15 protein-coding genes, 1 pseudogene and 1 riboswitch are annotated in these 17,625 nt (G+C 29.0%); of the genes and pseudogenes, 2 read left to right on the top strand and 14 right to left on the bottom strand.

The features are described from left to right. From EG57_RS0219460 to cdaA, 7 genes and pseudogenes are all read right to left on the bottom strand, one after another. A pseudogene (locus EG57_RS0219460) lies at positions 1-507 on the bottom strand (3-methyl-2-oxobutanoate dehydrogenase subunit beta); the annotation flags it as partial. Between the two features lie 16 nt (positions 508-523). Beyond that, the gene (locus EG57_RS0219455) at positions 524-733 is read right to left on the bottom strand and encodes a 4Fe-4S dicluster domain-containing protein (protein WP_032078802.1); all 210 of its coding nucleotides are present in this window, start codon (positions 731-733) and stop codon (positions 524-526) included. 692 nt (positions 734-1,425) lie between these two features. Continuing rightward, complete coding sequence (gene buk / locus EG57_RS0219450) at positions 1,426-2,493, bottom strand: butyrate kinase (protein WP_032078801.1); 1,068 nt, start codon at positions 2,491-2,493, stop codon at positions 1,426-1,428. A 53-nt stretch (positions 2,494-2,546) separates the two neighbouring features. Then, a complete protein-coding gene (gene ptb, locus EG57_RS0219445) occupies positions 2,547-3,464 on the bottom strand; it encodes a phosphate butyryltransferase (protein ID WP_032078800.1) in 918 nt (305 codons plus the stop codon). A 464-nt stretch (positions 3,465-3,928) separates the two neighbouring features. Next, entirely contained in the window at positions 3,929-5,530 is a 1,602-nt protein-coding gene (locus EG57_RS0219440) for an NAD(P)/FAD-dependent oxidoreductase (protein ID WP_032078799.1), read from the bottom strand. Further along, entirely contained in the window at positions 5,520-6,749 is a 1,230-nt protein-coding gene (locus EG57_RS0219435) for a CdaR family protein (protein WP_032078798.1), read from the bottom strand. Before EG57_RS0219435 ends, EG57_RS0219440 begins: the two co-directional genes overlap by 11 nt. Continuing rightward, entirely contained in the window at positions 6,719-7,567 is an 849-nt protein-coding gene (gene cdaA, locus EG57_RS0219430) for a diadenylate cyclase CdaA (RefSeq protein WP_032078797.1), read from the bottom strand. The genes EG57_RS0219435 and cdaA overlap by 31 nt, the downstream gene beginning before the upstream one ends. A gap of 137 nt (positions 7,568-7,704) precedes the next feature. Continuing rightward, positions 7,705-7,834, top strand: a riboswitch (cyclic di-AMP (ydaO/yuaA leader). A 2-nt stretch (positions 7,835-7,836) separates the two neighbouring features. Here cdaA and EG57_RS0219425 point away from each other — a divergent pair. Beyond that, positions 7,837-8,364 (top strand): cell wall hydrolase, encoded by a 528-nt coding sequence (locus EG57_RS0219425; RefSeq protein ID WP_032078796.1) that lies wholly within the window; start codon positions 7,837-7,839, stop codon positions 8,362-8,364. Positions 8,365-8,435: 71 nt separating this feature from the next. Here EG57_RS0219425 and EG57_RS0219420 read toward each other — a convergent pair whose 3' ends face one another. From EG57_RS0219420 to ptsP, 5 genes are all read right to left on the bottom strand, one after another. Next, positions 8,436-9,296, bottom strand: a complete 861-nt coding sequence (locus EG57_RS0219420; protein ID WP_032078795.1) for an NAD(P)/FAD-dependent oxidoreductase — start codon at positions 9,294-9,296, stop codon at positions 8,436-8,438. A gap of 72 nt (positions 9,297-9,368) precedes the next feature. After that, positions 9,369-9,686, bottom strand: coding sequence for a thioredoxin (gene trxA, locus EG57_RS0219415; protein ID WP_029160335.1), 318 nt, complete (start codon positions 9,684-9,686; stop codon positions 9,369-9,371). A 111-nt stretch (positions 9,687-9,797) separates the two neighbouring features. Then, a complete protein-coding gene (locus EG57_RS0219410) occupies positions 9,798-11,033 on the bottom strand; it encodes a tetratricopeptide repeat protein (protein ID WP_032078794.1) in 1,236 nt (411 codons plus the stop codon). 30 nt (positions 11,034-11,063) lie between these two features. Then, on the bottom strand, positions 11,064-11,834 hold the full coding sequence (locus EG57_RS0219405; protein ID WP_032078793.1) for a DUF4652 domain-containing protein: 771 nt from the start codon (positions 11,832-11,834) through the stop codon (positions 11,064-11,066). A gap of 188 nt (positions 11,835-12,022) precedes the next feature. Further along, positions 12,023-13,639 (bottom strand): phosphoenolpyruvate--protein phosphotransferase, encoded by a 1,617-nt coding sequence (gene ptsP, locus EG57_RS0219400; RefSeq protein WP_032078792.1) that lies wholly within the window; start codon positions 13,637-13,639, stop codon positions 12,023-12,025. A 409-nt stretch (positions 13,640-14,048) separates the two neighbouring features. Here ptsP and EG57_RS0219395 point away from each other — a divergent pair, with 409 nt between their 5' ends. Continuing rightward, positions 14,049-16,058, top strand: coding sequence for a sigma 54-interacting transcriptional regulator (locus EG57_RS0219395; protein ID WP_032078791.1), 2,010 nt, complete (start codon positions 14,049-14,051; stop codon positions 16,056-16,058). A 61-nt stretch (positions 16,059-16,119) separates the two neighbouring features. On the opposite strand, the gene EG57_RS0219390 is transcribed toward EG57_RS0219395, so the two are convergent. Next, positions 16,120-16,836: a tetratricopeptide repeat protein gene (locus EG57_RS0219390; RefSeq protein ID WP_032078790.1), complete on the bottom strand. Its 717-nt coding sequence runs from the start codon at positions 16,834-16,836 to the stop codon at positions 16,120-16,122. 72 nt (positions 16,837-16,908) lie between these two features. Beyond that, positions 16,909-17,505: a citrate lyase holo-[acyl-carrier protein] synthase gene (citX, locus tag EG57_RS0219385; RefSeq protein WP_032078789.1), complete on the bottom strand. Its 597-nt coding sequence runs from the start codon at positions 17,503-17,505 to the stop codon at positions 16,909-16,911. Between the last annotated feature and the right edge of the window lie 120 nt (positions 17,506-17,625).

Below are 17,625 nucleotides of genomic sequence, written 5' to 3'. Positions count from 1 at the left end.
TCCCATTACCATACAAGGTGTTCTGTACATATCTGCTGTATCAAAAGCATCTTGAATTAAATCAACCATTTCCTGTATTGATGCTGGTGCAAATACTGGCATTTTATAGTCTCCATGACCACAGCCTTTTGTTGCTTGAAAATAATCTGACTGAGCTGGCTGGATACTTCCAAGTCCAGGACCTCCTCTAACTATATCTACTATAACGCAAGGCAGCTCTGCACCTGCTATATATGATATACCTTCTGCCTTTAAGCTTATTCCAGGTGAGCTTGATGATGTCATAGATCTAACTCCAGTACCTGCTGCTCCATAAACCATATTTATAGCAGCAATTTCACTTTCAGCTTGTATAAATACTCTTCCTATTTTAGGCATTTTTCTTGACATATAAGCTGCAACTTCTGTCTGAGGCGTAATTGGATAACCAAAAAAGGCTTGACAATTAGCTCTTATGGCAGCTTCGCCAATAGCTTCATTACCTTTTATTAATACTTTTTCTCCCACAAAGAATCCCTCCTTATTACTTTTCAACTGTTATCACGCAATCTGGGCATATTTTTCCACAGGATGCGCAAGCAACACATTCCTTCATTTTTTCTTCTGTAATAGTAGCTGGATGATATCCTTTCACATTCAGTCTATCTGCAAAGCTTATTATTTGCTTAGGACATGCTTCTATACAGTGTCCACAACCTTTGCATCTTTCTTCTCTAAAAGTTACCTTTGCCATAAGAAAGTTCCCTCCTTAATTTTGGTAATTAAAAGTTTTGCAATGCTAAATTGGTATACATTGCTGCAAAATAAATTGTTTAAAACTCATTTTATTTATGTAAATTTTATTTCTAGCACATACTTAAAATTTTATTATATTTATTTTCAATATAATACTTTAGTTTCTTTTTCAAATTTTATTATATTTTGCAACTTTTTATGCATATATTATTGTTATCTTTACTTTTCTGTTTTGAAAATAACATATAAAATTCTAATTTTAGTTATTTATATTACAAAGCATACTCAATATTTTCTCTTTTGTAATCGTATTCAAAAAGTGTAAAATAAAGTTCTTCATTTGCTATTTCAGTGTATCATGAATAAAATATATTAAATAGAACTGGTTTTATTTTTTCCAAACTGCCCTGTTAAAATTTCATAAAAATATTTGAATATGAAATTTTTTAATTAAAATCGATATGATAATGATCTTTTTTCAATCATATGTATATTATATCACAAAATTTTTAAATATTCTAACATAGTTTTTCATGTATATTATCTTTATTTTGTTCACTTTAATAATTAAATATATTTTGTTCTCCAATTTGCTTAATTTAACTCAGTTAATTTAGTTATTTTAAAATTTTACTTTAAAAAATAAAGAGTGTAAAATAAAAATCTTATTTTGCACTCTTCTTATATATTTTATTTATATTCTTTTGCTTGTTCTTCTCCACTTAATACTCTAAGTCCGCCTTGTGCTAAAGCTAATAATTCATCTTCTCCTGGATAAACTACAACTGGTGCAATAAATTCTATCATATCTTTTAGTTCGGCTGTAACAACTTTACTATAAGCTATTCCTCCAGTTAAAATTATAGCATCTACTTTTCCATGTAAAACTGCAGCACATTTACCAATTTCTTTGCCTACTTGTAATATAAAGGCATCAAATACTAACTTTGCCTTTTTATCTGTTTGTGATTTTTGTTCTACTTCTCTAAAATCATTTGTATTTAGATAAGCTACAACTCCACCTTTTCCACTTATCTTTTTCTTCATTTCTTCTATAGTATATTTCCCACTATAGCAAAGTTCTATTAAACTTCCTACAGGTAGTCCCCCTGTTCTTTCTGGTGAAAATGGTCCATCTCCATCTAAAGCATTGCTTACTTCCACAACTTTTCCTTCTTTATGAGCTCCAACAGATACTCCACCACCCATATGTGTGACTATTACATTTAATTCATCATATTTCTTACTGTTTTCTTTTGCATATCTCTTTGCCACTGCTTTTTGATTTAAAGCATGAAACTTACTTTTTCTTTCTATTTCAGGCATTCCGGATATTCTAGCTGCTTCATCTAATTCATCAACAACAACTGGATCTACTATAAATGCTGGTTTATTTATAGATTTTCCTATTTCATTAGCTATTATTCCACCTAAATTTGAAGCATGCTCTCCTTGTACTCCAACTTTCAAATCTTCTAGCATGGCATCATTAACTTTATAAGTTCCACTTTCAATTGGTTTTAATAATCCACCTCTGCCTACTACTCCATCTAATGTATTAATATCAAAATTCTTTTCTTTTAAAACCTTTAATATAACTTCTTTCCTAAATTCAAATTGATCATAAACAGTAGCATATTTCTCAATTTCTTCTGAAGAATGTCTTAAAGTTTCTTCTAAAATTTGATTTTCTCCATCATATACTCCTATCTTAGTAGATGTAGAACCTGGATTTAATATTAATAATTTATATGACATTTTACCCCTCCTACAAAATAAATATTTTTAATATATGTAAATTTAATAAAGTTCTATTTCTTACTCTTTAATTGATGTGCAACTAATGCTGCTAATGCTATTGCATTCATCTTTGTTTCATGGCTATCATTTCTTGATGTCAATACTACTGGTGCTGACGTTCCAACTAGTAAAGCTCCACTCTTAGATTCTGTTGTATAAGCTAAAGTTTTGTACATTATATTTCCTGCTTCTATATTTGGCATTAATAATATATCTGCTCGTCCTGCTACATCTCCTTTTATTCCTTTATGTTCAGCAGCTTCTACAGATAGTGCATTATCTAATGCTAATGGTCCATCAATTAGACAACCTTTTATTTGTCCTCTATCATTCATTTTTGAAAGTATTGATGCATCTACAGTTGCTTGCATACTAGGATTTACAACTTCTACAGCACATATTGGAGCTACTTTTGGTGTTTCTATTCCTACTGCATGCGCAACTGTTACAGCATTTTTAACTATATCTATTTTATCTTTAAGTTCTGGATACATGTTAAAAGCAGCATCTGTTAAAAATATTAATCTATCAAATTTAGATATTTCAAATACTGCTACATGAGACATTAATTTTCCTGTTCTTAAACCAACTTCTTTGTTTAAAACTGCCCTTAAAAAATTAGCTGTATCAATAAGGCCTTTCATTAACATATCAGCTTTACCTGATGAAACTAATTCTACAGCTTTCAATGCAGCTTTAATAGGATTTTCTTCATTAACAATTTCAAATTTTGTTAAATCCATTTTTATTTCTGCTGCTATAGCTTCCATCTTTGCTTTGTCACCAACTAATATTGCTTCTGATATTCCTTGTTCCTTAGCATCTCTAACAGCTTCAAGGACTGGTCTATCTTGAGCTACTGCTACTGCTATTTTTTTTGTTTCTTGATTTTTAGCCTTTTCTAAAACTTCTTGTAAATTTTTAATCATTTAATTTACACCTCTTCTTTATAATATTTAGGCTCTTCCTCAACTTTTGTTGTTCTTATGTTAACTACCTTAAAAACTATACCTCATATTGTAGATATAATTTATACTAGTTTAAAGTACTAACAATAGAACAGATTTAAATTTCAGGCAATCATTATATTATAATTCATATCAGTTATCCCATACATTTCCACTAAATCCAGTATAATTGACAAATGATACATTTATTTGTTTAGATTTAAAATTTAATTTTTATTAGAATTAGTCGTTAAATTTTTAACACCTAAGCGACCATCTACATCTCATTTACTGTGATTTTTTTACTGATTCTTGTTCATATATACATTGTTGGAGTTAATTTCAAGTATAAGATCATAATTTTCCATATGAATGCTTCCTGAAATCGTTATGCCTTATATTATATTCTACCAGAAATATTCAAAAAACACTGTTTTTCAGAATATTCAATATAATGGTTGGTATTTTTTTATGATATTCTCTGCTACTTTTACCCCATCTACTGCTGCAGACATTATTCCACCTGCAAATCCTGCTCCCTCACCACAAGGATAAAGTCCTTGAGCTGATATACTTTCCAAATTTTCATTTCTCAATATTCTAACAGGAGCTGAAGTTCTTGTTTCAATTCCAGTTAAAACACCATCATTACTATCAAAGCCTTTAATTTTTTTATCAAAATTTATAAATCCTTCTTTTAAAGCTTCTACTACATAATGTGGCAAGCATTTTCTCAGATCTCTAAATTCATAACCCGGCTTATATGTTGGTTTTACATTTCCTAACTTAGTAGAAATTTCATCATTCAAAAAATCTCCTATCAATTGTACAGGTGCAGTATACTTGCCACCACCCAAAATATAAGCTAAACTTTCATAATGTCTTTGAAATTCCATACCTTTTAATGGAGTATCTCCTTGAAAATCAGATTCATTTATAGAAACTACTATTGCTGAGTTAGCATTATCCTTATCTCTTTTAAAAAAGCTCATTCCATTTGTTACTAATCTTCCTTCTTCTGATGCCGCTGCTACTACCTCTCCTCCAGGACACATGCAAAAACTATATACACCTCTTCCTGTAGATTTAGTATTATATGTAAGTCTATAATCTGCAGCCTTAAGCTTAGGATGATTTGCATACTTTCCATATTGTTTTTCACTTATCATTTGTTGAGAATGTTCTGCTCTTACACCTATAGCAAAGGCCTTAGGCTCCATAGATATTCTCTTGCTATATAACATCTCATAAGTATCTCTTGAACTATGCCCTATAGCTAATACTAAATTTTCACTTGGAATTTCAGCTCCATTTACTACTATTGATTTTAAAGCCCCATTGCTTACAACTATATCTTGAAGTTTACTATTAAATCTTACTTCTCCACCTAATTCTATTATCTTTTCTCTTATATTTTTTACTACTTTTTTTAATATATCTGTTCCTATATGAGGCTTACCATTATACAAAATTTCTTTTGGAGCTCCAGCCTTAACAAACTTATCTAAAACAAAGTCACATCTAGCATCCTTTATCCTAGTCGTAAGCTTTCCATCAGAAAAAGTTCCTGCTCCACCTTCTCCAAATTGAACATTCGATTCTAAATTTAACTGTCCCGTGGTCCAAAACTTATTTATAGTATTAGTTCTATCCTCAACCTTTTCTCCTCTTTCTATAATTATTGGTCTATATCCTTTTTCTGCTAGTAAAAGACCTGCAAACATACCTGCAGGTCCCATACCAACTACAACTGGCCTATGTTTCATTTTCTTATTTCCAAAAAGAAATTCTTCATTATAAATTTCTTTTTCAATTTTAACATCTTTATCATTGGCTCTAGCTACAACTTTTGCCTCTTTATCACATTTTACTTCTACAACGTAATTAAATCTTATGTTATCTTTTCTCCTAGCATCTATAGATTCTCTCAAAATTTTAAATTCTTCAATATTTGTATGTGATATTTTTAATTTTTTACATACCTTATTTTTTAAATCTTCTATATTTTCATCTATACTTATATTCAGGTTATTTATTTTAATTGACATTTTTGCCCTCCAAAACTTTTTTCTTTGCTGTAACCTTAACTGATGATATATTTTGAGACACCTTTGTTATTCCATCTGGCAAGCTTACATTTAAGGGGATTGAATTTTCCCCTTCTACTATTGAACTTAAATCCACAGAACACTTTATATTTTCTACTTTTAAATTATTGATAACATTTTCTTCACCAGACACTACTATATCAACCTTATTTGTATCCAAATTAACACTATATTTACTGTTATCATTTATAGTTTGTATATTTAAACTCAATTCTTTCTGTATGTTTTTATTATTTAAATTAACTTTTAACTTTACAGTATCAGAACTATTTACAAGAGTAACTCCCTTAGGAACTACTAATTTAACCTCTATTGTATCTTTTCCATATACCTTATTTAAATCTATATATTCTGTATCCAAAGAATTTATATTGGATATTAAATCTTCTTCTCCTGCTATATCTATTTTATCTTCAATTGGTAATAAATCTTTTATGTTTCCCTGATTATTTTGTTGTATTCCAGATTTAACATTTATAGATACAGTTTTAATTTTTTTAACAGGAATAGTTACCTTTAAAGAGCTTGGATTAACTGTTACATCTTTTACAATTACACCTGAAGAATCTGATGGTTGAAGTTGTATATTTGCATCTATATCCTTTGAAGCATCTTTAATACTATATCTTGCTGATAAATACTTTACTCTTTCCACTGCTGCCTTAGGTCCAGTAACTTCCTTTTCCTTCACGGTAGGCTTAAAAGCATAAAATCCACTTTTAGTATTCCCATCAAAAATTATTTTAACTGGAACAGTTTTTCGTTTCAAATCATCCAAAGTAATTTTAACCCATAGGTTGTCATTATTTGTTATTCTAATATTAGATGGACTACTTTTAACCTCAACAGGTATTTTATTTTCGCCTTTTTTAACTGCATAAGAACTTAAATCTGATACAAGTTTAAAATCACTTGGTTTTATAGAATAAGTATCGGAAGCACTTCCTCTAATAGTTAAAGTTACTGTCAAATTCTCCTCTTCTACTGGAACTAAATCAGATTTTGCAACCAAATCTTTATTTAAAACCTGTACAGGCACAACAATATGTGTCTCTCTCATAGGATTTTCTACATTAAAAATATACAGCCATAAAACTAAAGAAGCTATTACACAACATATCTTAATAATTACTTGGTGATTTTTGACCTTTTGATCCATTCCCTCACCTGCTCCCTAAAGGTTAATTTTCTACTTTGTCTTTTTTTCATTATTCTAATCAGAATATCTTTAAGTCTTTCTTTGTTGTAACCCCTTGTTAGATTACCATTTACGGCAAGTGAAATGGTTCCTGTTTCCTCTGATACAACTATAATTAACGCATCTGAGTTTTCAGATATACCTAACGCCGCCCTATGTCTTGTACCAAGCTTTTTATTTACATTCTGATTATTGGTTAATGGTAAAAAGCATCCTGAAGATACTATTCTATCATTTCTTATTATCGTTGCACCATCATGCAATGGGGTATTAACTACAAAAATATTTTCCAAAAGTGCTGCTGAAACTACTGCATCTATTTTAGTTCCTGTCTTAACTATATCTTCAAGGCCTGTGAGCTGCTCTATTATTATCAAGGCTCCTGTTCTACTATTAGACAAATTTTCTATGGAATTAGAAATTTCCGTTATAACCTCTTCCATCACCTGATCATTTCCCAATATATGCTTGTCATTAAAAGCTGTTCTACCTAAATGCTCAAGTGCTCGACGAATCTCTGGTTGAAATATTATTATAAAGGAAAGTAAGCCTATGGTGATTGTCTTAGTTAAAATCCAATTCAGCATAGTTAAATGAAAAAAATTACTGATAGGTATAAGAAGAACTATAAGTATTATTCCTTTTAAAAGTTGCTCAGCTCTAGTTTCTTTTATTAGCGTATAAATTTTATAAAAAATATAAGAAACTACTAATATATCCATTACTGATGCTATACTAATATTTCTAATAGAATTAACTACCATATCCAATAGCTCCAACCACATCACCGCCCTAACAAAAATCTATATTTACAATTATACACTAATTTAATATTGTTTATATCAAAACCTTAATGAATTTTATAAAATATTAATAAAATTTTTTATACTATGTATTTTTTTTAAATTCATGGCTATACTACCATTAGCCTAAGTTTTTTATTAAACACGGGGAAACCGGAATTTTTTGGGGTGAATCGTATTTTGCGTAGGTTATGCCTTTACCGAACCCGTCAGCTAACCCCGTAGGTAACAAGGAGAGGATTTTATTGAGAAAATTTATTTTTTGTATAATATTTTTATTAGTACCAAGTGTTTCACCACTATTTAATGTAAAAGCTGCTGGTTCTGATAATATAGACTCTACTTTATTTAAAGAACAAGATCAAATTGTCGAAGTTTTTAATTACTCTGGTAGAAAGTTATATGTGACTCAAAAGGATATACATTTAATGGCTCAAGTAGTTTATGCTGAAAGTAATTGTGAACCTTTCGAAGGAAAAGTTGCTGTAGCTTCTGTTATATTAAATCGTTTAAGATATCCTGAATTTCCTAAAACTGTAGAAGAAGTAATAACTCAAAAAAGTGCTTTTTCTTGTGTTAAAAATGGTTCTATTGATGTTGTTCCTGATGAAAGTAGTTATAAAGCAGTACTTCAAGCTCTAAAGGGAAATGATCCTACAGGTCAAGCGGTGTTCTTCTATAATCCTAAGATAGCTACTTGTAAATGGATGAAAGGTATAAATAAAAAGAACGTTAAAACCATAGGAAACCATGTATTTTTTGTAGTAAATTAGACATATTTTTATTTAGCTAGTATCCTAGTTAAGCACATATATCCCCACAAATTAAAATTTGTGGGGATAATCTATTTTAAAGAATCCAAATATACAACAGCATTTAAAGCTGCTATTTGACCTTGACCTGCCGCTTTTATATATTGATAAGGCTTACCTACACAATCTCCTGCTGCAAAACAGCCTGCAATATTAGTTTTCATATCTATATCTACTTTAATATGTCCATTCTGCATTTCTATACCAGGAACAAGCTGATTTGGTGATACACTATCCTTTAATACAAAAACTCCATCTGTAATGATGTCTTTATTCTTCATCATTAAATTTTTAACTCTGTCTTCTCCCTTAATTTCTATTGGCTTATCTTTTATTATTTCAATAGTATCACTTAAATTATATTTTCCTTCATACATAGGCACATAATAAAGTTTGTTGGTCAATTCTGCTACATAATTAGCTTCTTCTTCCGCTTCTCTATTATATCCTATTATAGTAACAGTTTTACCTCGATACAATGGTGCATCACAAGTAGCACAATATCCTACTCCTCTACCTAAGAATTCTTCTTCACCTTTTAATGGCTTTGTATATTCCATACCTGTAGCTAAAATAACAGATTTCGCTTCATACATCTTTTCATTTACCATCAAAGTAAAATGTGATCCCATTGCATATACAGCATTTATCTTTTCACTTACTATGTCTATATTCATAGCTTCAATATGCTTTTGGAATTTACCTTTTAATTGTTCACCTGTAACATCATAAAATCCTAAATAGTTATTTATTTTTGGTGCTTTTAGCAGTTTATTACTTAATTCTTTAATACCAAACAATATAACTTTTTTGTTTCGAATTTTTGCATTTATAGCAGCTGATAATCCTGCTGGTCCTGTACCTATTATTGCTATATCATATTTATTAGACATACAATTAACCTCCTTTTGAAAAAATGACAAATTAACTTTTGCTAATTTGTCATTGATGTTTCATTCACAATATTAAATATGTTTTTCTATAACGTCCTTTATTGCTTCCTTTGGTCTAAATCCTACTAGAGTATCTACTACTTTTCCATCCTTAAATATCATAACAGTTGGTATACTTGCTACTCTATACTGGTTTGATGTTACAGGATTTTCATCTACATTCAATTTTAAAAACTCTACTTTATCATTAAGCTCTTCGGAAATTTCATCTATTACAGGAGCTAACATTTTACAAGGTCCACACCAAGAAGCCCAAAAGTCCACAACTACAGGTTTAGAAGATTCTTGAACAATCTTTGAAAAATCCATATCTTTTATTTCTTGTATCATAATTTATCCCTCCATTTATACCTTATTAAGGTATGCTTTATATTTTAATTTTATGTTATATTTCTTATTTAGTCAATAGTTGTTAATAATGATTATCGCTTTGTATGTTTTTTATTTCTTTATTAAACTTTTTATTACAGAATTATTATATATTGACTTAGGATATTTATCTACCAATTTTTGAGCATAAGTTAATGCTTTATCTTTATCTAAGTCCTTATACATAGTAGCTAAAGCATAAAGTACTGTTTCTTCATAGTCATCTGTTCCATATTTCTCATCATATTGAGTGTAATATTTTATAGCATTTTGTGAGTCACTTGATAAATAAAAGCTAGTTCCTAACATATAAATTATATGAGGATATAAATAATTATCTGCTCCTATTTCATAAGCTTTTATAAGATTATTTTTAGCATTAGGAATATCTTGACTATTTATATATCCATCCCCTTTTCCATAGAAGTATTCTACACCTTCGTTTTTCAATATAGTAATAACGCTAGAGATAACTTCTTTATCATCATTGGATATATTTTTATCTTTCCATTTTATATAATCATCATATAGATTATCAAAATTTTTATTTTGAATATCACTTTTAATTTTATCTGCTGGAAAAGTTTCCTGCTGAATTTTTTTTGGAGCTTCTTTAGTGGTTTTATTTCCATTATTATTAGATATTTTTGCCGCATTTACTTTTGAAGTCTTTGTACTATGAGATTTAGCTATATTACTTTTTACTTTTTTAAATATAGCTGTACTTCCAAATGTTACTACAATTATTAGTAATATGCCTATTAAACAATAAATGACTTTTTTTGTTTCAATTTTGTTTTTTATAACTCCACATTTTACTAATATTTTTTTGTTCTCTTTAGCCATACTATTGTTTTTATCTATTTTCATCACATTTTCTATACTATCTATAGCTTTATCATACTGACCTTTTTTTATATAGCACAAAGCTTTGTAATTATTCACATTAATGTAATTATAATCACTTTCTGAACATTGTTCCAAAAGATCTAATGCTTCATTTATATACAATCCTTTTATAAGTGATATTGCTTTTTCATAAGTATATAATCTGGTCTCATCACTTTTAGTACTGGCTAAATATTTTTCGGAAACTCCGTCATTATTTATTTGATGATTCATCTTCCAAAGCTTTCGAGCACTATCTATATCTCCCTTTAAATAATGTAACAATCCTTTAAGATTTATAGATGCTGCATTTTTTATATCCAATGATATACTTTCTTCACATAAATCCATGGCTTTATCTATATAACCACTATTATATTTATTTGATGCCTTAATATATATTTTCTTAGATCTATCCATATACTTAAGTTCCCCTTAATGCTATTTTCCTTAGTTAACTGTATATAAAACCTTTCCTTCAGAATTTTTTACTTCCATTGATTTATTTAAGCTTGAATCGAAAGAATAAATAGTCCAGTTTTCTATATTAGATTTATTATAGTTATCATCTTCATATACAGTAACCTTCAAGATTACGTTATTGCCAGATTTTTTTGATGACATTATTTGCTGCTTTTTATCTGATGTTTCTATAATTGTTGAAACATTTCCTGTACTTACATTTAGCATATATAAGTTACCACCCTTAGAAACAGTTCCTTGAGATGATCCTATTACAACTAATAAATTTTCATCATCCACCCACTCTATATTTCTAGGTGAAACCTTACTATTTCCTATAACTTCGTAGGTAAAGTTATTTCCATTAGTATTTTTCACAAATATTTTGCCTATACCTTCTTCTGATGCCTCTTCTCCTTTACCTTCTATACATGCTTCATATGTGCCATTAGTTGAATTTTTCAAAGCAGTATTAAATTTTGGCTTTTCACTTTTATCTAATTGTTCCTTTGCAAATTTAATAGTGCTAGAACTTTTAGTATTTGTGCTTTTAGTTTGAGGTTTTGCTTCCTGCTTTTTTTGGTTAACTTGCTCTGAAGAAGCATTCTTTTCTGACCCACTTTTTTGAGTAGATGTTGTGTCATTATTTGTTGATGTATTTTTTTCCTTATTTCCTGAACATCCTGTAAAAGCTAATGATAAAAGCACTGATATTGAACAAGCAATTGTAATTAATCTTTTTTTCTTTAAGTTTTTCATATTAATTTCCTCCCTATTATTGCACAAATATTTTCAATAAATCTTTTTATAAATAATGCTTAATCTATTTATATTATATACTAAAATGTAGTTTAAAGATAATGTTTTAAATATAAAATAAAACCTGATTGGAATAAAATTTCTAATCAGGTTTTACTCTATATATTAAGTTTGGTAAGCTATCTAAATTAGTTTTCCATTATTAATTGTTTTGCTTTTAATATAGAAGATGCACTCATTGAAAATTCATCTAAGCCATACTCTACTAGTGTAGGAATAGCTTTTTCATCTCCAGCCATTTCTCCACACATACCACACCATTTTCCTTCTTTATGAGCAGCTTCTATAGTCATTTTTATAAGCTTTAATACTGCTGGATGCATTGGATTATAAAGGTATGATATTTTTTCATTCATTCTATCTGCTGCTAAAGTATACTGTATTAAATCGTTAGTTCCTATACTAAAAAAGTCAACGTACTTTGCAAGGTCATCTGCACATACTGCTGCTGCAGGTATTTCTACCATTATTCCTATTTCCAATCCTGGGTTAAATTCTTTTCCTTCTTTTTTCAATTCTTCCATACACTCATTTAAAACTTTTTTTGCTTGTAAAAATTCTTCTAAAGAAGATATCATTGGGAACATTATTTTCAAATTACCAAAAGCTGAAGCTCTAAGTAATGCTCTTAGTTGAACTTTAAATATATCTTTTCTATCAAGACAAAGTCTTATAGCTCTATATCCTAAGAAAGGATTCATTTCTTCTGGTAGTGGTAAATATGATAGCTTCTTGTCTCCACCTATATCTAATGTTCTGATTACTACTGGCTTTCCTGCCATCTTTTCTACTGTATATTTGTACGCTTCAAATTGTTCTTCTTCAGTTGGCATATCATCTCTATCCATGTATAAAAACTCTGTCCTGAAAAGTCCTATAGCATCTCCACCATTTTCTAAAACCTGATAAACATCCTCTGGCTTTCCTATATTTCCTGCTACTTCTACTCTCTTTCCAGCTTTAGTAACAGTTTTTACACTTATAAGCTTTTTAAGTTCTTCTTTTTCTTTTTCATAGACTTCTCTTTTAGCTTCATATTCCTTAACAGTATTTTCATTTGGATTTATTATAACTGTACCTTCATTACCATCTACAATTACTATATCACCATTTTTTACTGAAGTTGTTATATCATTTAATCCTACAACAGCTGGGATTTCTAAAGTTCTTGCCATTATAGCACTATGTGAAGTTCTTCCACCTATATTAGTTAAAAAAGCTATAACTTTGCTCTTATCGAGTTGTGCAGTATCTGAAGGTGTTAAGTCATGAGCAACTACTATTGTATTAGCCACCATTTCTTCTGAATCTGCTGATATTTTTCCAGCAAGATTAGCAAGAATTCTCTTACTAACATCCTTTACATCAGCACCTCTTTCTCTCATATACTCATCTTCCATAGCTTCAAATATACCCGCATACATAGTTGAAACATTCTCAAGAGCCTTTTCAGCATTGATTTTATCATTTTCTATTGCCATATCAACTGCACCTGCAAATTCAGGATCATCTAATAACATCATATGGCTTTCAAATACAGCTGCTTTATCAGCACCCATTTCCTTTTCTGCTTTTTCCTTTATTTTAGTTAATTGTTCCCTTGAAGCATCTAATGATTTTTTAAACCTTTCTTTTTCTGACTGTACATCTTCTATTTTTCTTTCTTCAACTTTAACTTCATTTACCTCTTTTATTAAAACCTTTCCTATAGCATACCCTTTTGAAGCTGCAATTCCTTTTTTCATATTTTATTTTTCCTCCTCAGAATAATTACAATTTATCAAATTCTATATTTTAAAACTAAATTTCTATTTCAATGTAATTGTTTAAATCTAAAATATTTTAAAGCAATTATCATGCCAATTTTCAAAAAATTTAAAATCAACTTCAAAGCATTCCACAAAAACTCTCATTCATTAATGAAAATCTGAATTTTAAAATATATCTTTTTCAATTTCACTTATGCTGCATAATATTATAGTTAAAAAATATTGATAAAATTTATCAATTCAAACCATTATATTATTATAAAGTAATTTAAAAACTGGCTTTAATATCTAGACTTACAATGATTTTTAGGTTAATATTATACTTGATAAATTTTATCAACCTTTACGTATATATATGATATTTTTTATCAAAAGGAGATGGATTATGTATAAAAACAGTATAACCATAACAATTCATAACGGAATACATACACGAATTGCGGCCATGATAGTCCATAGAGCTACAGAATTGAAAAATAAGTATGGAATAAACCTATATATGAGCAATTCATCTACAAAAGAACCTTTAGCTATAAGCATGTTAGCATTATTATCTTTAAAAATAAGAGAAGGGGAAATGGTCGAAATCTCATGCAAAGAAAACTCTATAAATGGTCAACATGCAGTATTAGAACTGTGTAATTTTATAACCATGTATATTGCAAACAATAATAATTCAGTTTTGTCTAAAATAGATGACATAATTGAAGAAAATACCATTGCCTATGCTCAAATAGTAGAAAATATTCCTGTTGGAATACTGGTTATTGATGTAAACGGATATATTACAGCAATGAATGACTATGCACTTAAAATAGTTCATAAAAAATTAGAAGATGTCATAGGTTACTTTGTAAAGGACATTATACCAACTTCTGATTTGCCAAATATAGTAACTTCAAAAGAACGTAAAGTTGGAGAAACTCAGTATATAAATAATCGTCTTGTTTTAACTAATAGATCTCCTATATTTTCTAACGACAAAATTATTGGAGCTTTAGGAGTATTCCAAGATATATCTGAATTAATAGGTATTAAAGAGTTAAATGAAAAATTCAAAAAAATATTAGAAGCATCTCATGACTTAATTTGTTTTGTAGACGATAGAAGAATTATAAGTTATGTAAACCCATCTTATGAAAAACACTTTGGTATAAAAAGTAAAGACATTGTAGGTAAAGATTTAGCGAATATATCTCCAAGTGGACTACGAATCAAAGTATTTAATACAAAAACACCAGTTGAAAATAAAATTTATAGAAAAGATAGTATAAATATAATTTCTACAATAGAACCTATTTTTATAGATGGTATATTTAAAGGTGTTATTTCAATATCAAAAACTGTAGATGAAATCAAAGACTTAGTAAAAAAACTTGAAAAATCAGAAGAAGAACTGAACTATTATAAAGATGAATTAAAAAGACATAATTTCAGTAGTTCTTTTAATTCTATAATAGGATACAGCAGTTCTCTTAAGAATTGCTTATTTATGGCACAAAAAGCTTCCAATTCTCCATCTACTGTATTAATTCGCGGTGAAAGCGGAACAGGTAAAGAGCTTATTGCTAAAGCTATCCATAATAGCAGTAATAGAAAAAATAAACCTTTTGTTAGAGTTAATTGTGCTGCTATCCCAGAAAACTTACTTGAAAGTGAGTTATTTGGATATGAGAAGGGTGCCTTTACAGGTGCAATTAAAAGTAAACCTGGAAAATTTAATATAGCCAATAGTGGTACTTTATTCTTAGATGAAATTGGAGACATGCCTGTATCTATGCAAGTTAAATTACTAAGAGTGCTTCAGGAAAGAGAATTTGAAAGTGTTGGCGGCCTTACTACACAAACAGTGGATATAAGAATAATTGCCGCTACTAATAGAAATCTTGAAAAAATGATAAAGGAGGATAAGTTTAGGGAAGATTTGTACTATAGATTGAATGTTATAAGCATTATTCTTCCTCCTTTAAGAAATAGAAAAGAAGATATAAATCTTCTCGTTGAACATTTTATTCAGAAAATGAATATTAAGCTCAATAAAAATGTTACAGGCATAGATAAAAAATCACTTATGCATTTGCAGGAATACCATTGGCCTGGAAACATAAGAGAATTGGAAAACATTATAGAGAGAGCTATGAACATGTGTGAAAACAACTTAATAACAGAAAAAGACTTACCTTTTTATATTAAAAATGGTGAGTTAGAAACTGGTTCTTTGATAAACCTTAAAAATGGTAAACTTCAGCCTCTAGAACAATATGAAAAAGAATTGATAACTTTAGCTATGAAAACCTATAAAAGCTACAATAAAGCTGGAAAGGCCTTAGGAATTACTCATAGAACTGTATCTTTAAAATGCAAAAAATATGGAATAGATTTAACCTCTCTTTAAAAGTTATCCACATTTCCAGAATAAAATAATCCCCATTGTTTAAAAAGTTTTGGGGATTATTTTACTTGATCACATCTTGAAACTCCTGGGAATCCTTTACTGGATTAAAATCTTCTTCTTTAGCAGCAATACCTTTTATATCTGAAGACATATTCACAGCTGTTTTTAAATATTTTACTGTGTTCTGCACATCTCCTCGTCTTCCATATATGCTAGCTTTACCATAATAACTCCATATATAATTTTCAACCTCTAAATCTTTATCATACCAAGTTAATGCCTCATCATAATCGCCATGAAGCTCATAACCTAAAGCTTTATTAAATCTAGCATATCCAAAATCAGACTTTAATTGAAGTGCTTTATCTATATTTTTCATTCCTTCATCAAAATTACCTTTATAACATAATGCTATTCCCTTAATATTATAGGCCTTATAAAAATTTGAATCTACATTTATAATCTCATCAGCTAATGCTATTGCATTATCGTAGTTTTTTTCTCCAAAAGCCTTATAACTTTCATTATACTTTTGTTCTTCAGCCTTTTGAGCTTCTGTCTGCTTTGAAACATTATCATCTTTTTTTTCTTTTATAGCCATATTATTATTAGAACTCTCTTTATTTACATTTTCTATTATACTATTACTTTTTTTATTGTTTATTGATTCTCTATAGGCTATGCCAATTACTACACATACTGCTATACATGCTATTATCACTTTAACCTTCATTGGTATTTTTCCATATAATCTACCATCACTGTTTCTAAAAAACATAAAGTACCTCCACATTTCTGTTATATTACTTATTATAACCATTTCGTGAGAATATTTCATTCATTTTTTACGCTAAAGTACTTTATACCATTTACAATAATCTTCATACTTATTTTTAATAAACTCTTTTATTTCTTCTTCACTATGTTTTCTTGACCTTACGCAATACTGAGCAATATCGCTGCATATATAACATGCTCTTGGTTTAAAGCCCAGCATTCCTCTACTTAAACTATTATTGTTTTCATCATAAACATCTATATCTACATATCTACCTAAAAAATGTTTATTTTCTATATTAACTGTTATTTGTTTTGTGTCTTTAGCATTTTTATTCACAATAAGTGTTAATGATGGACCTTCTGCTGTTATAACAAAATTCTTATACTCTATATATTGCTTAAGCTCTTCCATTAAAAACTTATTCATAAACTTCATTATACCAAGTGTTATTGCATTATTTTTAACTACACCAGGATAGTTAACTCTCATAAAAACTAATGTTTTTTTATGAAATTTAATTAACTCTTCTTGCTCACAAACCCTTTCTTCTCTGCACATCAATATATCTTTTGGTGTATATTCTTTTATGCCTTTTATATTATGCTTTTTTTGTTTATCTTTAACATAATCTTCATAAGTGTAATTTGTTAACCAACATCTATTCATAAACTAATGTGGAGAGTCACTTTCTTGTATTTTCTCTCTTATCTCCTTTCCTATATTAGAATTAGTCGCTTGCGGAATTCCGCAAGCGTTGATTCGCCTAACTTTTTAGCCGTTAGGCTT

This window comes from Clostridium drakei, assembly GCF_000633595.2.
GTDB lineage: Bacteria > Bacillota > Clostridia > Clostridiales > Clostridiaceae > Clostridium_AM > Clostridium_AM drakei.
The sequence above is the reverse complement of the archived record's forward strand: the minus strand, read 5'-3'. Positions and strand labels throughout refer to the sequence as shown.